The 20,026-nt window shown below is 44.9% G+C and carries 27 protein-coding genes and 2 rRNA genes; 22 read left to right on the top strand and 7 right to left on the bottom strand.

The window, feature by feature from the left end:
• From rrf (MHM95_RS12535) to MHM95_RS12510, 6 genes are all read left to right on the top strand, one after another.
• Nucleotides 1-103: ribosomal RNA gene (gene rrf, locus MHM95_RS12535) — 5S ribosomal RNA — on the top strand; the annotation flags it as partial.
• Nucleotides 104-172: 69 nt separating this feature from the next.
• Nucleotides 173-287, top strand: a 5S ribosomal RNA gene (rrf, locus tag MHM95_RS12530).
• Between the two features lie 738 nt (nt 288-1,025).
• Entirely contained in the window at nt 1,026-1,289 is a 264-nt protein-coding gene (locus MHM95_RS12525) for a hypothetical protein (protein ID WP_239385447.1), read from the top strand.
• A gap of 98 nt (nt 1,290-1,387) precedes the next feature.
• Nucleotides 1,388-1,666 carry a hypothetical protein gene (locus MHM95_RS12520; protein ID WP_239385446.1) on the top strand — a complete coding sequence of 93 codons (279 nt, stop codon included), beginning with the start codon at nt 1,388-1,390 and terminating at the stop codon, nt 1,664-1,666.
• A gap of 59 nt (nt 1,667-1,725) precedes the next feature.
• On the top strand, nt 1,726-2,007 hold the full coding sequence (locus MHM95_RS12515) for a hypothetical protein (protein ID WP_239385445.1): 282 nt from the start codon (nt 1,726-1,728) through the stop codon (nt 2,005-2,007).
• A 170-nt stretch (nt 2,008-2,177) separates the two neighbouring features.
• Complete coding sequence (locus MHM95_RS12510) at nt 2,178-2,738, top strand: hypothetical protein (protein WP_239385444.1); 561 nt, start codon at nt 2,178-2,180, stop codon at nt 2,736-2,738.
• A gap of 383 nt (nt 2,739-3,121) precedes the next feature.
• On the opposite strand, the gene MHM95_RS12505 is transcribed toward MHM95_RS12510, so the two are convergent.
• Nucleotides 3,122-4,303: a site-specific integrase gene (locus MHM95_RS12505; protein ID WP_239385443.1), complete on the bottom strand. Its 1,182-nt coding sequence runs from the start codon at nt 4,301-4,303 to the stop codon at nt 3,122-3,124.
• A gap of 402 nt (nt 4,304-4,705) precedes the next feature.
• Between MHM95_RS12505 and MHM95_RS12500 the strand changes: the two genes are divergently transcribed.
• The 4 genes from MHM95_RS12500 to MHM95_RS12485 are packed head-to-tail and all read left to right on the top strand — an operon-like array spanning nt 4,706 to nt 6,267.
• Nucleotides 4,706-4,894, top strand: coding sequence for a hypothetical protein (locus MHM95_RS12500; RefSeq protein ID WP_239385442.1), 189 nt, complete (start codon nt 4,706-4,708; stop codon nt 4,892-4,894).
• A gap of 27 nt (nt 4,895-4,921) precedes the next feature.
• Complete coding sequence (locus MHM95_RS12495; RefSeq protein ID WP_239385441.1) at nt 4,922-5,521, top strand: hypothetical protein; 600 nt, start codon at nt 4,922-4,924, stop codon at nt 5,519-5,521.
• Complete coding sequence (locus MHM95_RS12490) at nt 5,522-5,830, top strand: hypothetical protein (RefSeq protein WP_239385440.1); 309 nt, start codon at nt 5,522-5,524, stop codon at nt 5,828-5,830. It abuts the gene before it with no gap.
• A gap of 41 nt (nt 5,831-5,871) precedes the next feature.
• Nucleotides 5,872-6,267, top strand: coding sequence for a helix-turn-helix transcriptional regulator (locus MHM95_RS12485; protein ID WP_239385439.1), 396 nt, complete (start codon nt 5,872-5,874; stop codon nt 6,265-6,267).
• Between the two features lie 106 nt (nt 6,268-6,373).
• Here MHM95_RS12485 and MHM95_RS12480 read toward each other — a convergent pair whose 3' ends face one another.
• Nucleotides 6,374-6,790: a helix-turn-helix transcriptional regulator gene (locus MHM95_RS12480; protein ID WP_239385438.1), complete on the bottom strand. Its 417-nt coding sequence runs from the start codon at nt 6,788-6,790 to the stop codon at nt 6,374-6,376.
• Between the two features lie 218 nt (nt 6,791-7,008).
• Between MHM95_RS12480 and MHM95_RS12475 the strand changes: the two genes are divergently transcribed.
• The 10 genes from MHM95_RS12475 (at nt 7,009) to MHM95_RS12430 (ending at nt 14,478) form a co-directional block, all read left to right on the top strand.
• Nucleotides 7,009-7,248: a helix-turn-helix domain-containing protein gene (locus tag MHM95_RS12475; RefSeq protein WP_239385437.1), complete on the top strand. Its 240-nt coding sequence runs from the start codon at nt 7,009-7,011 to the stop codon at nt 7,246-7,248.
• A gap of 141 nt (nt 7,249-7,389) precedes the next feature.
• Entirely contained in the window at nt 7,390-7,584 is a 195-nt protein-coding gene (locus MHM95_RS12470; protein WP_239385436.1) for a hypothetical protein, read from the top strand.
• Complete coding sequence (locus MHM95_RS12465) at nt 7,568-7,966, top strand: hypothetical protein (RefSeq protein ID WP_239385435.1); 399 nt, start codon at nt 7,568-7,570, stop codon at nt 7,964-7,966. Before MHM95_RS12470 ends, MHM95_RS12465 begins: the two co-directional genes overlap by 17 nt.
• 8 nt (nt 7,967-7,974) lie before the next feature.
• On the top strand, nt 7,975-8,562 hold the full coding sequence (locus MHM95_RS12460) for an SAM-dependent methyltransferase (protein ID WP_239385434.1): 588 nt from the start codon (nt 7,975-7,977) through the stop codon (nt 8,560-8,562).
• Between the two features lie 9 nt (nt 8,563-8,571).
• Nucleotides 8,572-8,832 carry a hypothetical protein gene (locus MHM95_RS12455; RefSeq protein ID WP_138508018.1) on the top strand — a complete coding sequence of 87 codons (261 nt, stop codon included), beginning with the start codon at nt 8,572-8,574 and terminating at the stop codon, nt 8,830-8,832.
• Between the two features lie 3 nt (nt 8,833-8,835).
• Nucleotides 8,836-11,322, top strand: a complete 2,487-nt coding sequence (locus MHM95_RS12450) for a replication endonuclease (RefSeq protein ID WP_239385433.1) — start codon at nt 8,836-8,838, stop codon at nt 11,320-11,322.
• 11 nt (nt 11,323-11,333) lie between these two features.
• The gene (locus MHM95_RS12445; protein ID WP_239385432.1) at nt 11,334-11,888 is read left to right on the top strand and encodes a 3'-5' exonuclease; all 555 of its coding nucleotides are present in this window, start codon (nt 11,334-11,336) and stop codon (nt 11,886-11,888) included.
• 9 nt (nt 11,889-11,897) lie between these two features.
• The gene (locus tag MHM95_RS12440) at nt 11,898-13,400 is read left to right on the top strand and encodes a DNA cytosine methyltransferase (protein ID WP_151173467.1); all 1,503 of its coding nucleotides are present in this window, start codon (nt 11,898-11,900) and stop codon (nt 13,398-13,400) included.
• A 169-nt stretch (nt 13,401-13,569) separates the two neighbouring features.
• On the top strand, nt 13,570-14,250 hold the full coding sequence (locus tag MHM95_RS12435) for a DNA adenine methylase (RefSeq protein WP_239385431.1): 681 nt from the start codon (nt 13,570-13,572) through the stop codon (nt 14,248-14,250).
• 12 nt (nt 14,251-14,262) lie between these two features.
• Nucleotides 14,263-14,478, top strand: coding sequence for a hypothetical protein (locus MHM95_RS12430; protein ID WP_239385430.1), 216 nt, complete (start codon nt 14,263-14,265; stop codon nt 14,476-14,478).
• Between the two features lie 8 nt (nt 14,479-14,486).
• On the opposite strand, the gene MHM95_RS12425 is transcribed toward MHM95_RS12430, so the two are convergent.
• Entirely contained in the window at nt 14,487-14,732 is a 246-nt protein-coding gene (locus tag MHM95_RS12425) for an ogr/Delta-like zinc finger family protein (protein ID WP_239385429.1), read from the bottom strand.
• Nucleotides 14,733-15,066: 334 nt separating this feature from the next.
• Here MHM95_RS12425 and MHM95_RS12420 point away from each other — a divergent pair, with 334 nt between their 5' ends.
• On the top strand, nt 15,067-15,318 hold the full coding sequence (locus tag MHM95_RS12420; protein ID WP_239385428.1) for a hypothetical protein: 252 nt from the start codon (nt 15,067-15,069) through the stop codon (nt 15,316-15,318).
• Here MHM95_RS12420 and MHM95_RS12415 read toward each other — a convergent pair.
• From MHM95_RS12415 to MHM95_RS12400, 4 genes are read right to left on the bottom strand one after another with little or no spacing between them, the layout of a single operon-like run.
• Nucleotides 15,292-15,744 (bottom strand): hypothetical protein, encoded by a 453-nt coding sequence (locus MHM95_RS12415; protein WP_022944365.1) that lies wholly within the window; start codon nt 15,742-15,744, stop codon nt 15,292-15,294. The two genes, MHM95_RS12420 and MHM95_RS12415, sit on opposite strands and share 27 nt — an antisense overlap.
• Nucleotides 15,744-16,070, bottom strand: coding sequence for a phage holin family protein (locus MHM95_RS12410; protein ID WP_022944366.1), 327 nt, complete (start codon nt 16,068-16,070; stop codon nt 15,744-15,746). Before MHM95_RS12410 ends, MHM95_RS12415 begins: the two co-directional genes overlap by 1 nt.
• A gap of 2 nt (nt 16,071-16,072) precedes the next feature.
• Complete coding sequence (locus tag MHM95_RS12405; RefSeq protein ID WP_239385427.1) at nt 16,073-17,134, bottom strand: phage portal protein; 1,062 nt, start codon at nt 17,132-17,134, stop codon at nt 16,073-16,075.
• The gene (locus tag MHM95_RS12400) at nt 17,134-18,885 is read right to left on the bottom strand and encodes a terminase family protein (protein WP_239385426.1); all 1,752 of its coding nucleotides are present in this window, start codon (nt 18,883-18,885) and stop codon (nt 17,134-17,136) included. Before MHM95_RS12400 ends, MHM95_RS12405 begins: the two co-directional genes overlap by 1 nt.
• 204 nt (nt 18,886-19,089) lie before the next feature.
• Between MHM95_RS12400 and MHM95_RS12395 the strand changes: the two genes are divergently transcribed.
• The gene (locus MHM95_RS12395; RefSeq protein WP_239385425.1) at nt 19,090-20,019 is read left to right on the top strand and encodes a GPO family capsid scaffolding protein; all 930 of its coding nucleotides are present in this window, start codon (nt 19,090-19,092) and stop codon (nt 20,017-20,019) included.
• Nucleotides 20,020-20,026 lie beyond the last annotated feature (7 nt).

The following is a 20,026-nucleotide window of genomic DNA, read 5'->3' as shown; positions in this document are numbered from 1 at the left end:
AGCGTTCTGGACCCACCTGACCCCATGCCGAACTCAGAAGTGAAACGGAACTGCGCCGATGATAGTGTGGGTTCGCCCATGTGAAAGTAGGTCATCACCAGGCTCCTAATTAGAGAGACCCGTTGCAGAAGTGCAGCGGGTTTTTTAGAGCGAAAAGAATTTTAAAGATTTTCCTGACGAACATAGCGTTTTGGAACCACCTGACTCCATGCCGAACTCAGAAGTGAAACGAAACAGCGTCGATGATAGTGTGGGTTCGCCCATGTGAAAGTAGAACATCGTCAGGGCCTTATTAAGAGAAACCCGTTGCAGCAATGCAGCGGGTTTTTTATGCGTGTAGGCTAGGCTTCAGCCTAGCGACACCTAGTCAGGGTAGAACCCTGACCTACAACAGAACCAAACAACAGAAGAATCACGCACCCGTAGGCAAGGCTTTAGCCTTGCATCACCCCAGTCAGGGTAAACCCCGACCTACAACAGATCGAGACACCCGTTAGAGACTGTTTCCTGTAGGCAAGGCTTTGAGCCTCGCATCATCTTTGTCAGGATAAATCCTGACCCACAATAGATCGAGACACCCGTTAGAGACTGTTTCCTGTAGGCAAGGCTTCAGCCTTGTAACACCTTTGTCAGGATTAATCCTGACCTACAACAGATCGAGACACCCGTTAGAGATTGTTTCCTGTAGGCAAGGCTTCAGCCTTGCATCATCTAGTCAGGGTAGAGCCCTGACCTACAACACAGCCTCTCTAAGGCTTAAAATAGGGATTCTTATAAGGAAGAAATAAAGGAGGAGTGTTCCCCGGCGTTGCGGCTGCGAATATCAGCCCTTGAACCCTAAGTAATAAGGCGGTGCCTATTTTTAAGGGGCTGTAGAGGTTCGCGACAACTACACGGCAGCTTTTCTTTGGACAAATTTACAAATGTGCGCACCGCGCACAAAAATTAATTGCAATGTGCGCATCACGCACATATAATAAAAACATATCGACATGGTGTCGGTTAATAATAAATAAGGAGCGCATATGCAAATTAATAGCAATAGCGACTTATTTATGGCAATTGAGCCACTGAGTGAAACTCAGCAAGATGAAGTGATACTGTTTCTCGAAACAGCACAAGCAGCCCCTGACATGGATGCTTTAATCACTTCATTTGATGATGTGGAACGCACAGACCACGGAGTAGCCTTTAAGGTGAAAGGGAACTATCAACATGTTACAGCATGTGTAAGCCTTTCATTCGATAAAGATAGCGCGATTGTGGTCGAAATTCAATGCTATATATAAGTACACCGGGGCGGCTTGGCCGCCCCAGGCCCCAAAGGTAAGGGGTTATATAGCATGGTGAAAAATGTGTACAGTCCGAAAAATTCAAGGAGAATATAATGAAATTCCAAAAAGAGCTGCTGAACGGCCATTTGGGATCACCCAAAGGGGCCGCAGCGATCGTAAAGCGCCGCTTGGAAAAGAGGGAGTTATCCCCCTCGCAAGCCGCCAAACAAATCGGTGTGAGTCACACTACCTTAATTCGCTTTCTTGATGGCGGTAGTTTAACTACTAGCCTAGCGTCGAAACTATCGCAGCTTGGATTAGACATAAAAACCATGTTTAATTTAGAAGCTGCTAGACAAGCACATGAAGCTGAACAACTGAGAAGTGCTTAAATAACACAGCCCGCAATAGCGGGCTTTTTAATACTTACTCCTAGAAAAAGGTGAATATAATGGATAACCAATTCACGTGGAAAAAGTTCCAATTCATTACAGCAGTTCAAACCGCACTCATAAACAACGCGATTAACCGCTCTTTAGATGATGATGCTAAAGATAATAGGCATAACTTTTCAGCAATTAGCACGTTAGCAAAAATGGACGATGCGTTTTACGCGGCAGAGAGGATTCCAGAAGATAAGACAGCTAATGATGCTGCTTTCGAATTTATAGGCCACAATTGTGTTAATGGAGAAGAGCCAAAAGGTGAAATACCGTACTGGTTCCGTCGTTAGTAACTACCGCTTAAAAAGTATGGCCCGCAATAGCGCGGGCTTTTTACTCAATGCTTTAGGTTATAGCGTATTAATGGTACAAATAGAGCTGTAATAAAAAGGGCACAAACCTATTAGGTGTACACAAATACAGTAAGTGAAAATAATCCCATGTAACAAAGGAGATGCACATGGCTATTTATGTTGGAGCACGAGATCTCAGTGGTTTAGCAATAGGAACCCACCAATTCATCGTTATTACTTTTGAAAATCCAACCCCACCTTTGCAAATTGGTTTAAAGAAAGTGGCCGCAAAGCCATTGGGTCGAGGGGTTCGCGGTATCGTCATTGGCGCCCAAAACAGAGGAAAACTAGTCGCAGAGTTTCATGAAAAAGGTGACCTCACAGCTGCTATGGAATATTTCGGTGGCGTTGAAACGAACTGGCATACTTCAGATTATGACGCACAGCTAATTGAAGTTGGGTATGGAAATTTACCAGAGCAAGAAGCAAAGAGAAGAGTTATTAACCTGATAGGGAATTACATTCTAAACCAAACTGTCGACCCGATTAAGTATCCAACAGCGGGGTTTGGTGTGAATAGCAACAGCTGGGTCCAGTCAGTTATTGAATATTCAGGGGGCAATGTAGATGGAGATATGAAAGGTTTCGACATATCAAATTCAAAAAGAGTGCCAAGAACTTACTTCATGCCATTTTGTCCAGTAGCACCTCGCGTTAAAGTTAACTAAACGGTAGCTAAAGATGAATAAGAAAAAATTTATTAATGCGGTACTGGTTTGGTTCTTAGGCTTACCGCTAAGCATTGCACTAAGTTATGGGCTAAGAGTGGCTGGTGATTTTCACAGTCTAGGCATGCCAGAAGTAGTATGGTTTACAATGCATATAAGTCTATACATGATATCGATGGTGCTTATATATATGTCCCTACGAGGGTTTGCATTATTGAGTAAGCTGCTAACGATGGTAATCATGTCACTTATTTACGCAGTCACTTATTTTGGCGTTACTTGGTTCTACATCATCGGATCAGGTGTAGATTCTGTTTAGTAAAAATCGCACTTACCCAACGAGGTTCAATAAGCTTTAAACCTGGTTGCAATTGCGCGTCGTATCAGAACAACCTATCTTTATCGGCATACTCTTTAATAAATGAACCATAATGCTTGTATAGCATTTCTGGCGATTTATGGCCCAACCATTCGGCCAGCTGCCACAAGTTAGTGCCCTGGCTAATGTGTATAGTGGCAAAGGTATGGCGCAGATGGTAAGCATAACGATAGCGCACCCCTGCGTCTTTGCATAGCCGCACGAACCAGCGGCGTATTGAATAGCTATCAAAGCCCGCTTTACTAACAGCCCTGTCATTCTGAAATACAAGATCGCCGCTTTTAATAAGACTTCTTTGCTGTTCAAACAACTCTATTGTTTCGTCGTCTAAATCAATTTCGCGCGTGCCTGAATCGGTTTTAGTGGTGCCCAGTGTAGCAACCATGGAAACATAGTTTTCACGGATTTTTATATAACCGCGCTTAACGTTCAGGTTGGCCCATTTGAGCGCGCAAAGTTCACCGGTGCGAAGCCCTGTCTTTGCCCATATCATCAGCATTAACTTTTCCCTATTGCTGCGGCAAGAGCCAACCAGAGCGCTTAACTCACTAGGAGTAAAGGGATCTATCTGTTCGTCTTCATCGTCGGTAATGGTGCGCTTGGGCTGACTGACATAGTTAGAAAGGCGAAAGCCTATAATAGGGTTAGCTGGTATCGCTCCATTCATTGCCGCTTCATCGAGGGCGCCCCGCAACACCTTAAAGCAATTTCGTATAGTGGTATAGCTGTGCCCCTTGTTGTGCATATCAATGGCCAGGTCGCGTATTTTGGCAAGCGTAAGGGTTTCTGGCCTAAGTTTGCCAACCCAGGTTTCTATCTCTGCCTTTCTGCTTTTGTACGTCACCAGAGAAGATGGCTTTAAACCGCGCCGTTCCGCATGCTCAAGATAAAGATCTAAATAGTGGGCCATATCATCGGTAGACTTTACGGAGCCAAAAAGCGCTAGCTTTGCAGAGGCAGGGAAGTAATCAGCGTAGACAAAGGTATTGTTTTGAATTTTGTTTAGAATTTCGCCGCGTAGGCGCTCAGCGTATTTGATGTTGCTTTCGTCAACAGGGCGCCCCGATAGCGGTTCGGGGCATTTTACGCCTTGATAAGTGAAGTGAATGTAAAGTGTTTGGGCGCCACTTTTCTGCGTGCGTATTCTTACCCCGCGTGGGAGCTTTTTCCCTCTTTTCTCACCCATGCGTCCACTGCCTCCAAGTCGATATACTCGCCAGCCCCCCTGACTTTGAGAACATGCACTCCAGTTTGCCAAATGCCCTTTTGTAAACGTTTCCGTATAGCATCTGGTGTGATATTGTACAAGTTGCAATAGACGTCTTTTGGCAAAGTTTTACTTACAGGAAGTGATTGTGCGTGTTGCTTCACAATACTGCTTAGCATCTCATTAAACAGGGGTTTTGCTAATTCTAGAGTGTCCATTCTAGTCCTCACAGCTTCTTTGTCAAAGATACAATAAGTATCATTGTGATAGAAATATGAGTTGATGGCAAGTTTTTTGTCTTTTAATATTTTTAAGATAGTAAAATTAGCTTTTGTTTTGTATTTGTAATTAAAGATACATTATGTATCATAAGGAGAGAGAATGAAAATCGAGAGTAATAGCCCAATTGCTTCAGGAACCTTAAGTAAAAGCACTTTGAATGAGAAGGCTGCTATAGATTCGAAAGATGAAGGGCTAAAAGATGACCAAGTGTCAATAAGCAGAGAAGCAATGGATCAACAAGTACAGATTGGAACTGATCCCTTTGACCCAAAGAAAAAGGAAAATTAGTAACAATCGTTTTTAAGAACGAGAGATATGGATAGTTTTATAAACGAACATGCTCAAGTATTAATGCTCATCTATAGAACCGTTTACTATGGCGGGGCAGTGGCAGTTACCTTGGGCATGTTGATAATTGTAGCAAAAACCAAATGCACTCCAGCAGAACTGGTGGCTAGAAGGTACAGTCACTATTATCAGGATGAGATTAGTGCTTTTATAACTTTTACAAGTGTTATGGTTATATATTTTGGTAATGCCTTTGGTTTGCCTTTAATTGATAAAACAGCGGAAAAGTTCATAGGCGCATCAGTACACAATCAAGAAATAAGAGAGTTTATGTACGGTGTTGCAAGGTACACAATAAAAGCACTATGTGAATTTTTGCTAATAGCCATAATAGGAGTTTTACATTCTATTGCCTCTGTTAAATACTCTAAGTTCACTAGAGTTATCGCATTTATTAGCGTTTCCTATGGCATTTGGCATATTCTTAGGGCATTCGATAACCTCATATTAAAAACCCAAATACTAGATGGTTGGTATCCATTAATTAGCACGGTAATGACAGGGTTAGTAACATCCTACATGCTTTATTACTCAGTAGTGATGATGACCAAGAAAAAGGAACTTTAAATGCAGTACATTGACCTAATTAGCTTTACTCTGATTTTTTTGTTGTTCGGAGGTATTGGCACTTATATCCTAGTCATTAATAGAAAAAGACATGCTCTCGACGCTCCTTCGGGAATAGTGATGTTGAAAATACTGTATAAATATAAAGACATGAAAGAAGAGCCAGACATTGATAAAAGAGTTCTAATGCTTGATGAATTTGAGCAAGATTTAGCTGAGTTTATCGGTCGTTATGAAGAGTTAGAGCAGTCCTGCAACAAGGTTAATGAGAGTGAAAATGTTCTGAGGTTCTCAAAAGCAAATGACTAAATTTTCTAGCCAGCGCCACACTTAAATACATGGGAGAAATAATGAATAAAGGGCCTGTGTGGGCACATCAAGCAAGGGAAATGCTAAAAGAAAAAGGACTGTCTCAAGATGCCATTAAGCTAGCCCTTAGCGTAGAGACTCAAGGAGCAGTTAGCCATTACTTAACAGGAAAAAGAGAGCTAAATGTTAAGCAGCTAGAGTCATTAGCAAGCTTCCTTGAAACCGATCCAAACACTTTGATGGGAATTTCAAACACAAATAATGATTTTCCTGGCGACGAGCTAAGAGAATATTTGAAAGTTAAACTAGAGCACTGGCTCATGAGACTTGAAGAAATGGGTTGGGTAAGTTGTCAAAAAGACGTAAATACAATATCTGATCTTTTATCTTATGAGCTGTCAGCGGATTATAAACATCGTTGCAGGCAGGACAAATGAAAATCAAAGTATTTCAGAGTGGCTTGGATAGAATGTAATTAGATACTCTGAAGATAAGCGTAAAGGCGAAGTAACGTACTCGCCTTTTTCTATGTCGGATGAATATTCAAACAGCTTTAGACTGGATGCTGGATTTGTGTAAACTAGAACTGCGTCCTAAAGTAGACTCTGCCTTTTCTTCCATAGCTTGTAAAAGTAGCTGCTTTACTTTGCTTTGTTCAATATTGAATGTGATGAAATCAAGTTGGTGCAACTTTACTAGCCATGAATCTAAAACACTGTCAATTTCGTCAATTGTTAAAACTGTTTTACTAGCATACTTTTCATCGTAATAAATGTTTTGCCCAAGACGCTCTGATAATCTGGCCAATTGATCAGCTGAGATTTCAGCTCTTCCTTGGAAATAATGACCAACTGCCCCTCGAGTTGAAACGTCAAAGACATCCAGCAAATCCTCTTGTGTTATACCCTTCTCTTTCATTATTCGTTGGGCTTGTGTTATCCAGTATGGCTTCTTTTTCATCCTATTTCCTTTGACGTAGTACCAACACAGATCCACCACTAAAGATACACTCTGTATCGCTCTGATACAAGGGATAAAGCTAAGCAATGGCTTTAAATAAATATCATTCAAATAAAAAAGAAGACTCCAGATAAAAATTTGATTCAAAAAGATAGAAAAAGTATCCATAAGATAGTAAGCTGATTCAAAGGGTACGAGAGGTATCTTATGGAGGCAGTGTGAAAGTCAAAAATTGGTATAAGGCACACAAGCGTGATCAACGCGGAAACGTGCGGAATGAATTAGCTAGAACGTTAGGAGTAAGTCCAAATACGGCAAAAGCCTATTTGACTGAAATGAGACCAATACCTGCGCGATATATACGCAGAGTCTCAGAATTTACAGGCTTTTCTCTCACGCCTGACGAAATTCTCTTGGTCACAGAAAAGCTTGAAAAATCAAATAGTGAAAAAACGTAAAAGCCACAAAATGAAAAAACAGTTATTTAAGCGGCTTTACTCTCATTCTTGAGCTTCCCCATCTTGTTTTGGTTTGTTAATTGGTCGCACTTGCAACTTACCAAAACAAGGAGGGTTTTACGCAATGAAACAAGGATTTATATGGACGCTATCGACATAGCAACAAACGAAACAGAGCGCGAATTATCTCGCGCTTTAACTTACCGCAAGCCAGAGCCGCCCAAGCAAAGCACGGGTCGATGCTGGAATTGCAAAGAGCCAGTCGAGCAAGGGCGCCGCTGGTGCGACAAACAATGTATGACTGAATGGGAGCAACTTCATGACCGCAACCGCTAAGCAGGCATCCCTCAACCCAGTGCCAAGTCTTGAGGCGATAGAGGGGAGCCATACACCTCAAGGATTGCGCGAGATCCGCGCCATGTTAGGTGATGAGCGCCATACGCCGAAGCATGTGTATACCCAAGTACTGAGCGAACGTGAGCGTACCATTTTATGCTTTGCGGCTGGCTTAAAGCGCACCGACATTGATAAGCCATTTAGCCAGCTGAATTATGAGCAGCGTGATGCATTGCGCAAAGCAGTATTAGAGCTCGATGAAATTGTAAAAGCGTTCACTTCAGCCAATGCCATGGCACCGGCCAAGTTCTACCAGGGAGCAAAGCGGACTGTGACCAGCGGCCACTTTGACCCAGCCAACCAACTGCCAAAGCAGCACTAGGAGCCATCATGAGTTCAACAAGTCGCGGCGCACAGCGCCATGATGACGATTACTACGTCACCCCGCATTGGTTGATAGAAGAACTGCTCGATGCTGTAGAGCATGATTTTTTAGGGCAAGCACTTAAAAGTGAGAATGTACTTGACCCGTCATGCGGTGGTTGTAACAAGTACGAACCGAGTTACCCAACAGTATTAAAAAAGCGCTTTCCAAATATTCAACTAATGACAGGAGACATTCGCACTGACTCGAAAGCACAAATCTGCCCGGTAGACTTTTTATCTGTAGAAGGTGCAGAGCAATACGGTGTTGTGATCACTAATCCACCTTTTAACTTGTCTATCGAATTTGTTGAAAACGCGCTTACACATGTTTTCATTGGTGGTTATGTAGTTGTTTTACAGCGCCTTAACTGGCTGGGCACCATCAAGCGCCGTGAGTTTTGGAGAAGTGCCCCACTGCAAACTGTGTATGTGCACCACAAACGCGCCAGTTTCTACCCCGATAAACCAAACAAAAAAGACTCTATCGAATACGCCCACTTTGTATTCAAAAAGGGTTACTCACCTAATTCAGCCAAACTCAAAGTTATCTAAGGAATAGATATGACTACGCTTACAACAAAAATCGCTAACGAAGTAATTAACACAGCCAATGAAGCTATCAGGTTTTTAAACCACCGTTCAACCATGAACTTTGCTTGCTACTGTGAAGACACATTTACCAACTTATTGCGCATCACAAAAGTGTTGGCCGAGCAAGAAGGTGATGGTCTTGGTGCTGTACTGCATGACGCTATCCAATCCCGCTTAGATGACTTACTGGCTGGTAAAAGCCTTACACTGATTGAAGTCGACGAGATTTAAGCAATGCTTGCAGTTCAACCCGTTGATTTGGCGCAATTGCGCCTATCATCAATGGCGCGCGGAATTGTTGCGGCCATTGATGATGTAGATAATTTTAATTATGTGGCACGCAAGCTTTCGGTGATCCCCACGCCTTTACAAGGGCGCATGGCACGCCGCTACATTGACCGCTACAACCAAAAAAAGCAGGGCTCGATTTATCGTGCTAATCGCTGGTTAAGCCGCACGATTGCAAGATTGCAGCCTCGCTTTGAAGTGTTATTCAGGATTACTCAAAGTATGCCCTTACCTTGGCATATTTTGAGTAGTGTTGAGAAAACCAAAGAATATGGCACCGACGCTGCACGCGAGTGCATGCAAATAGCCATTGATATCAGCGACGAAAATCAGCACCTCGATTATGCAGAGATTGCGACGCTGATACATGAAAAGCTTTCCAAATTCTCCTTGGAGCGAGGGGTGAAAGCCCCCTTTTATTCTGAAAAAGGCGATAAGGTGCCCATTGAGCACATCGAAATCGCCTTGTTGAAAATGCAGTGTGAAAAATGGTGGGCGCGCAAGCTCAAATCCGTTCGCCGCCAGTATATTGAACTACTAGAAATTGCCACCGGTCAGGTAGGCAAAGACCTTTACCACTGCCCCAAATCGAAGAAGAGCAAGCGCCGTGGCGTCAGCCCGTATGCCAGTAAAACGGCGCAGCGGGAGTACAGCGCATCACAAGAAAGTGGCCGACAGTTCCTCGAAATGATGGAACTAGAAGGCAGCGATGGACGTGTTATAAACCTAATGGATGCAGTGAAAAGCGGTATGGCTAACACTGACAACCGCCGCAATGAGCTAATGCTGCGTATTCGTGAAACAGAAGAACTCGCCGAAGAGATAGGCTATCAAGGTGTGTTTTCGACCATAACAACGCCCAGCCGCTTTCATGCAAACTCACCTAAGTACCAAGGAACCACACCGAAGGATGCCAACGCCTATTTGAATAAAGTGTGGTCACGAGTAAGGGCTAAACTAGGCCGCCTTGGTATCAACTATTTTGGTGTGCGTGTGGCGGAGCCCCATGCTGATGCAACCCCGCACTGGCACATGCTCTTGTTTATTCCTAAAGATAAAGTGCAGTGGGTCAACGCCATTATGCGCAAGTACTTTATTGCTGAGGACCGTGAAGAACTTATAGAGCGCTATGCACGCAAAAAAGAGCTTTTTACTGCTTATAAGAAGCAACGCCAGGCTTGGGGGTTTAAAAAGAGCCAAGGCATCAAGGCTAAGGAGCCTCAGAAATTTCACCGCACTTTTTCACCGCGCTTCGAGGCAATCTTAATTGATAAGAAAAAGGGCAGTGCCGCGAGCTATATCGCCAAGTACATCGCCAAAAACATCGATGGTTATCAAATGTCTGATCATGAGGATGATGAAACAGGCGAGCTTATTAAGAAGCAAGTGAACCCGGTTCAGGCCTGGGCCAGTACTTGGAATATTCATCAGTTTCAATTTCAGGGCTCACCGTCGGTGACCGTATGGCGAGAGCTGCGCCGAAAGCGTGAAGCCGTTGATGACCCGCAAATAGAAGAGGTGCGTGCGGCGGCCGACTCAGGCAGCTGGAAAGACTATGTGAAATTGCAAGGTGGCATGTGCATTGGCCGCAACGCGCGGTTTAAACCCTTCTACGAACAGACTCCCTTTGGTAACGCCTATGGCGAGCTAGTTAGACGTATTAAAGGCGTACTTAATACCTTTAGCGAATCAGTGCTAATGACGCGTCTTGTGGAATGGACCAGACAACTCAAAGGGACGGCAGAGAAAAACCAGCTTAAAGACAACGCCCTCGTCGGCTCCGCCGACCTATCTTGGACTAGTGGGAATAACTGTACGCCCATAGCGGCGGGGGATAGCACCCAGTTTGCGTTTAACGACTTTGGTTTTGATAAAGACCAGGTGAAAGATCATGAAAAGGATCTAAAAGCGGGTAGGCAGATCGCAATTGATGGGTTTATTTACCGAATACGAGACGGCCAATTACAAGTATTGGATGAACAGCGTGCAATAAATGAACGCAAACGCTTAGACATTGAGTACCACGCACACATCTTTGCCCAACAAGACAGCGAGGTTTTGCCTGAAGAAAGCATGATTGACCCTATCGCTGTGCTTGAGGATATGACAGAGGTAGAACGCCAGGCGCTGAGCGAGGGCGACAGTGTGGTTCACTATGGCCGCGTCTACTTTATGGAAGCAGAGGAATTGAAATCCTTTGCTCAGACCAACCTAGAGCGTGCTACACCAGCACGCCCAATCAAAGTAACAGATACACATTGGCAGCGTGCGCGAGAGCTGGTGAACCTAGCTTATGCACACGCAACTAACGCTGGCCGCAATACCCCAACAGTGGGCGGCGTTGATTCAGGTAGCGACTATGAATATGCACACCAGGTGCTTGCCGGTGAAACCGAGCAGGACTGGTGGGACGTAGCCGCAGCATGGGGTTAGTTGGAGAAACGATGAATAATGTAATGTTAGATTTAGAAACTATGGGTAATGGTTCAAAAGCGGCCATCGTATCTATAGGCGCATGTTTTTTTGAGCCAACAACGGGTGAAATTGGCGCGCAGTTCCACACAATAGTAAACCTTAAAAGCTCAGCATATTACGGTGAAATGGACGCAGGAACCGTGCTTTGGTGGATGGAGCAAAGCGACGATGCGCGTAAAGTGCTATTAGATGATATGGCTGTTTCGTTAAAAGACGCATTAGGTGAATTTGACGAGTGGATCAGCCAAATAGAAAACTTTAAAGAGCGTGTGGTGTGGGGAAATGGTTGTACTTTCGATAATGTTATTTTGGGTAATGCATACAAGGCTTGCCGAATGCGTCAGCCTTGGCCGTATTTTGGTGATCGTGATGTGCGAACACTTGTTGACCTTGGCCGCACCTTGCATGGGTTCGACCCTAAAAATGATATGCCTTTTGTTGGCACGCGCCACAACGCCATGGATGATGCTGTGCACCAAGCACGTTATGTGTCTGCAATTTACAGCAAGTTAAATGGCAAGTGAGGCACGGCTATGTTGAGAGCAAATGAAATTATTGTCGATAACTTTGCGGGTGGAGGCGGTGCTTCCACTGGCATGGAACTTGGGTTGAATCGCCATGTTGATATTGCAATAAATCATGACCCTGCGGCTATTGATATGCACAAAGTCAATCATCCAGAGACAAAGCATTATTGCGAATCTGTATGGGACGTAGACCCGATAGAGGCTTGTGCTGGCCGCCCTGTAGGATTGGGATGGTTTTCGCCTGATTGCAAACACTTCAGCAAGGCAAAGGGTTCACGCCCAGTAGATAAAAGCATTCGCGGCCTTGCATGGGTTGTGGTTCGCTGGGCGGCATTGGTTCCTATGCGAGTCTTCATGCTCGAGAATGTTGAAGAGTTCTTAACGTGGGGGCCAGTTGTTGAGGTAGAGCCAGGTAAGTTTAAGCCATGCCCTGATAGGAAAGGTGAAACGTTCAACGCATTCGTTGCGTGTATGACAACAGGACTCGAAAAGGATCACCCTGCATGGGAAGAAATACGCGGCGCACTGGGTGATGATTTCCCATACCATAAGTTAGAGCGCGGCTTGGGCTATGAGCTGGACCATCGTATTTTGAAAATGTGCGATTACGGCGTACCCACAACGCGCCAACGCCTGTTTATGGTTGGTCGCAATGATGGGGAAGCAATCAACTGGCCTGAACCAACGCATGGTGAAGGATTGCAGCCATATAAAACGGCGGCAGATATTATTGATTGGAGCATCCCAGTTAAGTCTATCTTTGATAGAAAGCGCCCGCTTGCTGAAAGCACCCTAAAGCGAATCGCAAAGGGCATTCAAAAGTTCATTGTTGATGCCGAACAACCGTTCATTGTTGATCAGGCCAAAGCATTGCCATTTATTACAGAACATGCCAACGCATCTAATCAACGAAACATGGCGGCTAATGAACCGTTGCGCACCATTTGTGCACAGGTTAAAGGTGGTCACTTTGCGTTGGTGTCTGCGCATATAGCAAAGCATTACACAGGTGTTACTGGGTCAGACGTTCGCGACCCATTGCACACCGTCACAACAACAGATCATAACGCCTTGGTAACAAGCCACATGATAAAACTACGCGGTGATAACTTGGGGCATTCTACCAACGAGCCACTGCATACCATTTCAGCCGGCGGCAACCATTTGGGTAACGTTCAAGCGTTCTTAGTTAAATATTATGGCACCAGTGATGCCCAAGCGATCAATGCGCCTTTAGGGACTGTTACCACTAAAGATAGATTTGGCCTTGTCACCATTCATGGTGAGCAATACCAAATTGTTGATATCGGCATGCGTATGCTCGAGCCACACGAACTGTTCGCAGCAATGGGCTTTCCTGCTAGTTATAAAATAGCTTATGACTCTAACGGCAACAAGAACACCAAAAAGAACCAGGTAGCACGATGCGGTAACTCGGTTAGTCCAGCTGCTGCTGAAGCTCTTGTGAAGGCCAACTTTGGTGTAGATGAGCGCCGCGTAGCGGCATAGCAGAGGTCGACCATAGATAAGCCTAGCTATGAAGTACTGACTCGAGTACAGACGAATTTAACTATGTGGTACCAGCGGTAACTATGCTGCAGTTACCAGGTGGCATAGTTAAATTTATCTGTGTTGGCCACAATAGATAAAAGCGGCTATGTCAGCTGCTGGAATGAAAATGAAAGACAAATCAGAACATAAAAGCTATTTAGGCGCCAAAGGTGGCAGTGGTGTTTATCAGGCCATTATTAACTTAATGCCGCCGCATGAAACATACATAGAGGGGTTTTTAGGAACTGGCGCCATCTTCAAAAAGAAAGCTCCTGCCGAATATAACATTGTTATTGATAAAAGCCCTTGCATGGTAGGGCAGTTTGTTTACCCAGGTGCAGAAAAGATCACTGGTTGTACTATTGAGTATTTGGAGAACTACCAAGCAAAACCAAACACGCTTATTTACTTGGATCCGCCTTATTACCTAAGCACCCGTACTAGCAGCGCCAGATATGAACACGAGTTAACTCATGATGATCACTATAGGTTGCTTACGGCCATTAAACGCATAGACAGCGATATGACAAAAATCATTATCTCAGGATATAACAATAAATTATATGCAGAGATTTTGGATGATTGGTGGAGTAAGAGCTTTCAAGCAATGACACGCGGCGGTGTGAGAACTGAAACGGTTTGGTGCAACTTCATGCCAGGTGAAATTCACTATCATACGTATGCCGGTGAAAATTATACAGATAGGCAGCGAATAAAGAGAAAAGCCCAGCGTTGGGCAAATAATTATCAAGCGTTACCGCCAGCAGAAAGGCAAGCAATATTGACGGCTTTACTAAATGTAGAATGAAGGGAACATAGTATGAGCAAACAGACGAAAACAGACTCAATTAACGTTGAAGAACGGACGCAAGTATTAAGAGAAAAAGGTCTAGGGTTAGAGGAAATAATTTGCTTTGTTGTATCTGACTATAAGTACGCAAAAGATAATGAATACTTTTCAGAAAATCATGGCGGTCTGCAAAAGATAGAGCATGAGCTTTTTAAACTGGTGTCAGAGTGGGAAGCAAAAAGGTAATTGATTTTTTAAACACCCAGCAAATCTAGCTGCTGTTCTTTGGACAAATTTTTAAGGAGGGCGGCGGCTAAGTCTTGGGTGCTGCGAATTGGTGGGTTGAGATAGTGATCAAAGCTTTGCGTTACTCGGAACGTGGCACCGCATTCCTTCGAGTTGGTGCAACTACAGTATAAATGACTAACGCCATTCGTTTGCTTTTCTCTTGATGTAACAATCGCCTTTGCTTCACAATTTGGACACGAAACTCTAGCCATAATTCACCCTCAGTTACTTACCTAAAATTAACCCTGTAATTATATACAGTGTTTAATGATTCACCAACATCAGGGACATTCAAATGCTCGAAAAATTCACTCCTCCTCGCCTTCCGCTTTCGCACAAAAAAGTGATCATTTTGACATAGCCAATGACATGGGTATTTGGCTCTATCCGTTGATCTGAAAGGATCTAAAAGGGAGGTGAAATAGATCGGCTATGTCAAAGATGTGACACGCTATGACAATCACAGGACATTGCAGCCATGTATCTGGTGTTCAATACGTCGCATTGCTAAAATGAATATTAATAATCAGTTAAGTGATTACTTTTATGAATTATCTGCACAAAGGACAATTAAGCCTTGAGCGCTTAGAGTTACTTTTCAAGTTAACCAGGATAGCCAGTGAGGATGTACGCGCAGCACTCGTCGATCACTATGTGCGTGGTATGAAGCAAGCCGATGCAGCATTGTTAAATAACGTCCCAGCGCAAAACGTGAAACGTGGGGCTGAGCGGCTAAACCAGGTAGCCGCCGTCGTCGAAGAAATAAAAGAGTTAGACTGGGGCGCGCGTGGGTTTTAGCCGCTCAAAGAAGACTCTAAATAATCGCATCAGTCCGAGTGTACTAACTAGTATGCCAACGACTGCAAACTCAAAGTACCAGGGCGCGCCCGCATAACCCATGGCTTTCCATCCGCCTTGCATATAAGGCTGGAGAGAGGGAACAAAGTGTGCGAGAAAGAGCCCTAAGAAAACAAGAATAACGAACTCATCCATTAATGAGGTGGCGCGGTTCTTAAGCACAATGAGGTCGTAGTCGGTATCATTGTTTTCTTGGTTTTCAATGCGCCGCGTTTTCGCTTTAAGTCGTGCTACTTTTAGCTCACCTTCAGCGGTGGCTATGTTGGCAGCTGTTTCGGCTGCAATGCGTTTACGCTCACGATAGCTGCCTGTTAGGTCGGCAATGGGGTTCGTTAGAAATCCCAGCACTTTCGAAATCCATCCCATTATTTGGCTCTCGCAAATAATTTAAAAAACGAATGGGGATCTTTACTGAATAGCTTCACCAGTTTATCGAACCCCTCCAAAATATGCGGGGCGGCGTAGGCGGTCACGCCAATAACCCCGGTCTTTAAATTCTCATCAAAGCCGCGCCAATCACAAAAGCTTGCTGCCAGGTAAGCAGCAAATATCGCAATCAGTACTGACATAAAGTAATGGAAGTACGTAAAGCGTTTGCCGCTCAAGTACATTTGTATGGCTGCGGCCGCTAAGCAAATAAAGCCCAAGCGCCCCCATTGTTTGATAAAGGCAACAATATCAATCCAACTCACGGTTAATCCTTTTCATCAGGTGTGTTAAGTAAATCGCTGTAGGCCGGCACATCAAAATCAATGTGAGCGGAGCGGGGGAGGTAATCGTTTATTTGCAAAATATCTTGCTGCAAAGGCACCACCTCATTGTTGTAATAAGCCGAGGTAATTCGGTCTAAATTACCGAATCCTGCTGAGTCGCCAGAGCTTTGCCCGCTCAATGCTTCTTGGGCACGGTGCATCGAAAGCATGTCGTTGGTGGTGATGCGCTTGATACGCTCGAACTCATCTTTTGTGGAGATATCCCCAACCGGTGTGATTTTGATGGCTTTGTCTGCATCTGTTTTGCCACTGCGATTGTTAAAGAACAGGCTGCGAAAATTACCCACCCCCTTTGAATCCTTAATCGCTTCTTTGAGCGCGTCTTCATCCTCGGTGGCTAAATTGGGATCTGCCATGGAAAAGATAAAGCCCATGTGGGCGCCGTTCTTGTAATAGCGCCGACGGAACAGAGTTGCATCTTCGTTGAGTAGCGCCGACTGAATCCCACCATAATACTGCGGGATGCCGTAGATACCTTGGGTGGGGTCATACTCTTTAATCTGGATCACTTCCCCTTTTTTAAACCGAGTGATGCTGCCATCACTGCGCAGCTGTGCATATACACCACGCTCTTTGGTGTAGCGCATGGTCAAAGCTGGTAGGTGGCGAAGCTTAATGACACCCCCTAAGCGGTTTTTGATGATTTGCAAATAGCCATTACCTGACCACAAATAATCAAAGGCAAATTTGCCAGCCGTGCGGCGGCTGATAATGGCACTGGGTTTGAGCCACTTCAAAATCATGTTGCGCTTAAAGTACAAAATAGGCCCATGCTGTGCGTTCACATGCAGCAACTTAATAAGGCCATTGAGGCTAACAGGGGGCGCATAGATACCATTCATATCGGCGAACACACCAATATAACTGGTCAACCGATTATCTAAGCAGGGTTCGGGGTCGCCAAAGCTAAAACTCACACTGCTATTTTGTGATTGATTATATTGCGGCATCTGCCCCGCAACTACGGAAAGTCGTTGTTTCATTAGGCGGCTATCCCTACAGAGGTTCGACGGTTAGCGGTGTTACCGTCCAATGGTTCAAAAATCATGGCGTGCATAATGGCCCACGCAATATCGGCGTGGCCTATTTCTGCGCTGCGGTTACTGGCATAGGTGATTTGGTCGCCCACCACCTTTTTACGTATGTTGATAAAGCTACTTGCGACCGTCACGGCATCTTTGTCGTATTCAAAGCGGCCATTCTTAATCACGTTCAGGGCCTTCATCACCATCCGGGCCTTGATTTGTGGGTTGTAGTAAATGGGCTCAGCTTGCGGGTAGAACTTGGTGATCAGTTCCCATACACCATAGCCAATTCCTGTGGTGTCAACGCCAATGTGTTGCACGTTGTATTTGTCAGTGAGTAGCTTTATTTCTGCGGCCATGGCTTCGAAGTCATTGCCGCTTAAATCAAGGGTTTCCAGTAAGCGGAATTTTTCACCGGCTTGCGGCATGCTGAGTACTGCCACGCTGGCCTTGTCTCGGGTGCGGGCAGGGTCAAAACCAATGAGTACGGGCTTCATTGCAAAGGGCCGTTCCCATTCACTGTTGTAATCCTTCCACTTTGATGAGTCGCCCACACAGGCCATGAGCTGTTTGAGACTGAATGCTGAGTGCGCATCATCAATGAACTTACACATAAAGAGGTTATCGAATTCCTCTTGTGAATATTCATTCTCGAGTACATCAATACTGATACGGTCAAACCCCGACTCAACCACATCGTAAACAGTGAGCATTTGTCGCCAAATGCCATCATCACACAGCACACCGTTTTTCAGTGCTTTGTGGCTAACATCAATGGCAAATTCAGGGTCATTACAAGCTTTGGTTTTGCGATACCATTTACCGTTCCAATGATCGTATGCTTCATGGCTTGTGACCGAAGGCGTAGAAAAGTAAGTAATGCGGTAATGCGCATGCGTAGCCATCGCCTGGGCCAGCTTTCGCAGCTCTTTGTATTTGGGTATCCAAAATACTTCATCAATGTATAAGTCGCCCGAATCTGATTGGGCCGTGCGTGCATTGGTACTTTTGAAAACAAGCTTGATGGTTTTGCCATGGTAGTTAAGCACCAAGGGCGAGCCGCTGAGTTCAATGCCAAAGTATTCACGCACCATCGCGATGATGTTGGCTTTAAATATCTCTGCCTGGTCGCGCGATGCAGAAATAAAGATTTTGTTGCGGCCACTTTTCAGCGCATCGTAAAACGCTTCAAACGCAAAGTAGAACGTCGCACCGATTTGGCGTGGCTTTAATATAAAGCGTTGGCGGTGGTCCTGATTATCGAGCCAATGCAACTGATGCGGGTAGAGTAGTTCTTGCGCGAGTTCTTCAAGTTGCTCAATAGTGATGCTAGAGCAATCGTTTTTAACCTTCTTCTTTTTGCCTTTCTTGTTGCCAGCATCATTGTGTGCCGGTGCTCGCTCTTTTGGCTTCGGGGCCAGTTTACTTTTATTGAGTGCAGCGAGTTGGCGGGTGCAAAAGTCTAACTCTTTATAGTCGCTATCGCTTTTTTCATCCTTTTCAGCCAGCACATTAATGCGCTTAGCATAGGCCATTTCTGCACTAAAGCTCGGGCACATATCCACCCAGTTTTCACTTTCTGACCAACGGCGAATGGTGCGTGCACTGGGCATGCCTTCCACGTCTGCAATTTCGTCAAACGTAAAGCCCTCAATCACGTAAAGATTACGTGCCTGTGCAATCACTTCGCTGGAGTACTTGGGTTTCATAGACCGCGTCAAATTCAAAACTTAACGGCAGTTTAAAGGCTAAAAAGCAGGAGTACGCGCGGTTAAAATCCTAGACACACCTAGAACAAAAATATAGGAATTTCAAAAGATTAAAAAAATGGCAAGGCAGCCAAATGCGGGGCAAACTGCAATCAAATTTAGAGCATTTATTGCATTTGTAAAGTTTTTAAAGGTAACCCGCCCATGCCACAAAACAGCCAGTTACGCACCAAACCATTATCAATAGCAGCAGAAGGTTTGACCGTGGATGGCCGCGAGATTTCCGAGCAGGATATCTTAGATATTGTCGAGACTTACAACCCTGCAATGTATGGCGCCCGCATCAATTTAGACCACGAACGTGATTGGTCAGGCTGGGCGGCGAAAAACCTTAGTAATGTTGATATCCCGGGCATGCTCGGTGATGTGCTCAGTGTTGATGCGAAGAAAAATAATGACGGCGTGCTGTGCTTGTATGCCGTGCTCGCTCCCAATGCGTCATTCGTGCAGCTTAACCAAGCCGACCAAGCGGTGTATTTCAGCATTGAGATTAACCGCAACTTCCGGGGCACCGATAAAACCTACTTGGTCGGTCTGGCTGTCACCGATTACCCCGCGAGCTGTTACACCGACCGTGTGAAGTTTTCAAAAGAACAGAATAAAGACCAGGTAAGCGAAGGAGCCGACAAGGATGTTACCCCTATTACCGTTAACTTTCAGCTTGAAGAGCCCGATCAACCTAGCGCCGACACTCCCGGATTTTTTAAAAAACTGTTTTCAACAAAGGATGATCCCGACATGAAAAAAGAAGATTTAGCACAAGCGATGAAAGACGCGCTGGGCGAACCGCTACTTAATCTAAGCACCCAAATTACCGCCTTGTCTGCCAAAACAGACAAGCTCGAAAACCACTTTGCTCAACAAGTCGATGAAGAAGGCGCTGAAGATGAGCCAGGCGATAAAGAGGAAAACACCGAGTTTGCACAAGTGAAGCAAGAGTTGGCAAGCACCAAGCAGGCGCTGGCTGATTTGAACAGCAAATTGGAAAAGCTAGCGGCTGAAGAGCATTCAGATACGACGGACTCAGAAGAAGATCCCGAAGGCGATAACGCACAGTACGCAAATTTACTGTAAGCCAACC

It is taken from the genome of Pseudoalteromonas sp. CnMc7-15 (assembly GCF_022347925.1).
GTDB classification, from domain to species: domain Bacteria; phylum Pseudomonadota; class Gammaproteobacteria; order Enterobacterales; family Alteromonadaceae; genus Pseudoalteromonas; species Pseudoalteromonas ruthenica.
Note: the sequence above shows the minus strand (reverse complement) of the source record. Positions and strands in the feature narration are given on the sequence as shown.

What these genes read in the sequence shown, in the direction of transcription:
- MHM95_RS12525 (WP_239385447.1), top strand. Translation starts at nt 1,026, where the DNA reads ATGCAAATTAATAGCAATAGCGACTTATTTATGGCAATTGAGCCACTG.
- MHM95_RS12520 (WP_239385446.1), top strand. Translation starts at nt 1,388, where the DNA reads ATGAAATTCCAAAAAGAGCTGCTGAACGGCCATTTGGGATCACCCAAA.
- MHM95_RS12515 (WP_239385445.1), top strand. Translation starts at nt 1,726, where the DNA reads ATGGATAACCAATTCACGTGGAAAAAGTTCCAATTCATTACAGCAGTT.
- MHM95_RS12510 (WP_239385444.1), top strand. Translation starts at nt 2,178, where the DNA reads ATGGCTATTTATGTTGGAGCACGAGATCTCAGTGGTTTAGCAATAGGA.
- MHM95_RS12505 (WP_239385443.1), bottom strand. Translation starts at nt 4,303, where the DNA reads ATGGGTGAGAAAAGAGGGAAAAAGCTCCCACGCGGGGTAAGAATACGC.
- MHM95_RS12500 (WP_239385442.1), top strand. Translation starts at nt 4,706, where the DNA reads ATGAAAATCGAGAGTAATAGCCCAATTGCTTCAGGAACCTTAAGTAAA.
- MHM95_RS12495 (WP_239385441.1), top strand. Translation starts at nt 4,922, where the DNA reads ATGGATAGTTTTATAAACGAACATGCTCAAGTATTAATGCTCATCTAT.
- MHM95_RS12490 (WP_239385440.1), top strand. Translation starts at nt 5,522, where the DNA reads ATGCAGTACATTGACCTAATTAGCTTTACTCTGATTTTTTTGTTGTTC.
- MHM95_RS12485 (WP_239385439.1), top strand. Translation starts at nt 5,872, where the DNA reads ATGAATAAAGGGCCTGTGTGGGCACATCAAGCAAGGGAAATGCTAAAA.
- MHM95_RS12480 (WP_239385438.1), bottom strand. Translation starts at nt 6,790, where the DNA reads ATGAAAAAGAAGCCATACTGGATAACACAAGCCCAACGAATAATGAAA.
- MHM95_RS12470 (WP_239385436.1), top strand. Translation starts at nt 7,390, where the DNA reads ATGGACGCTATCGACATAGCAACAAACGAAACAGAGCGCGAATTATCT.
- MHM95_RS12465 (WP_239385435.1), top strand. Translation starts at nt 7,568, where the DNA reads ATGACCGCAACCGCTAAGCAGGCATCCCTCAACCCAGTGCCAAGTCTT.
- MHM95_RS12460 (WP_239385434.1), top strand. Translation starts at nt 7,975, where the DNA reads ATGAGTTCAACAAGTCGCGGCGCACAGCGCCATGATGACGATTACTAC.
- MHM95_RS12455 (WP_138508018.1), top strand. Translation starts at nt 8,572, where the DNA reads ATGACTACGCTTACAACAAAAATCGCTAACGAAGTAATTAACACAGCC.
- MHM95_RS12450 (WP_239385433.1), top strand. Translation starts at nt 8,836, where the DNA reads ATGCTTGCAGTTCAACCCGTTGATTTGGCGCAATTGCGCCTATCATCA.
- MHM95_RS12445 (WP_239385432.1), top strand. Translation starts at nt 11,334, where the DNA reads ATGAATAATGTAATGTTAGATTTAGAAACTATGGGTAATGGTTCAAAA.
- MHM95_RS12440 (WP_151173467.1), top strand. Translation starts at nt 11,898, where the DNA reads ATGTTGAGAGCAAATGAAATTATTGTCGATAACTTTGCGGGTGGAGGC.
- MHM95_RS12435 (WP_239385431.1), top strand. Translation starts at nt 13,570, where the DNA reads ATGAAAGACAAATCAGAACATAAAAGCTATTTAGGCGCCAAAGGTGGC.
- MHM95_RS12430 (WP_239385430.1), top strand. Translation starts at nt 14,263, where the DNA reads ATGAGCAAACAGACGAAAACAGACTCAATTAACGTTGAAGAACGGACG.
- MHM95_RS12425 (WP_239385429.1), bottom strand. Translation starts at nt 14,732, where the DNA reads ATGGCTAGAGTTTCGTGTCCAAATTGTGAAGCAAAGGCGATTGTTACA.
- MHM95_RS12420 (WP_239385428.1), top strand. Translation starts at nt 15,067, where the DNA reads ATGAATTATCTGCACAAAGGACAATTAAGCCTTGAGCGCTTAGAGTTA.
- MHM95_RS12415 (WP_022944365.1), bottom strand. Translation starts at nt 15,744, where the DNA reads ATGGGATGGATTTCGAAAGTGCTGGGATTTCTAACGAACCCCATTGCC.
- MHM95_RS12405 (WP_239385427.1), bottom strand. Translation starts at nt 17,134, where the DNA reads ATGAAACAACGACTTTCCGTAGTTGCGGGGCAGATGCCGCAATATAAT.
- MHM95_RS12400 (WP_239385426.1), bottom strand. Translation starts at nt 18,885, where the DNA reads ATGAAACCCAAGTACTCCAGCGAAGTGATTGCACAGGCACGTAATCTT.
- MHM95_RS12395 (WP_239385425.1), top strand. Translation starts at nt 19,090, where the DNA reads ATGCCACAAAACAGCCAGTTACGCACCAAACCATTATCAATAGCAGCA.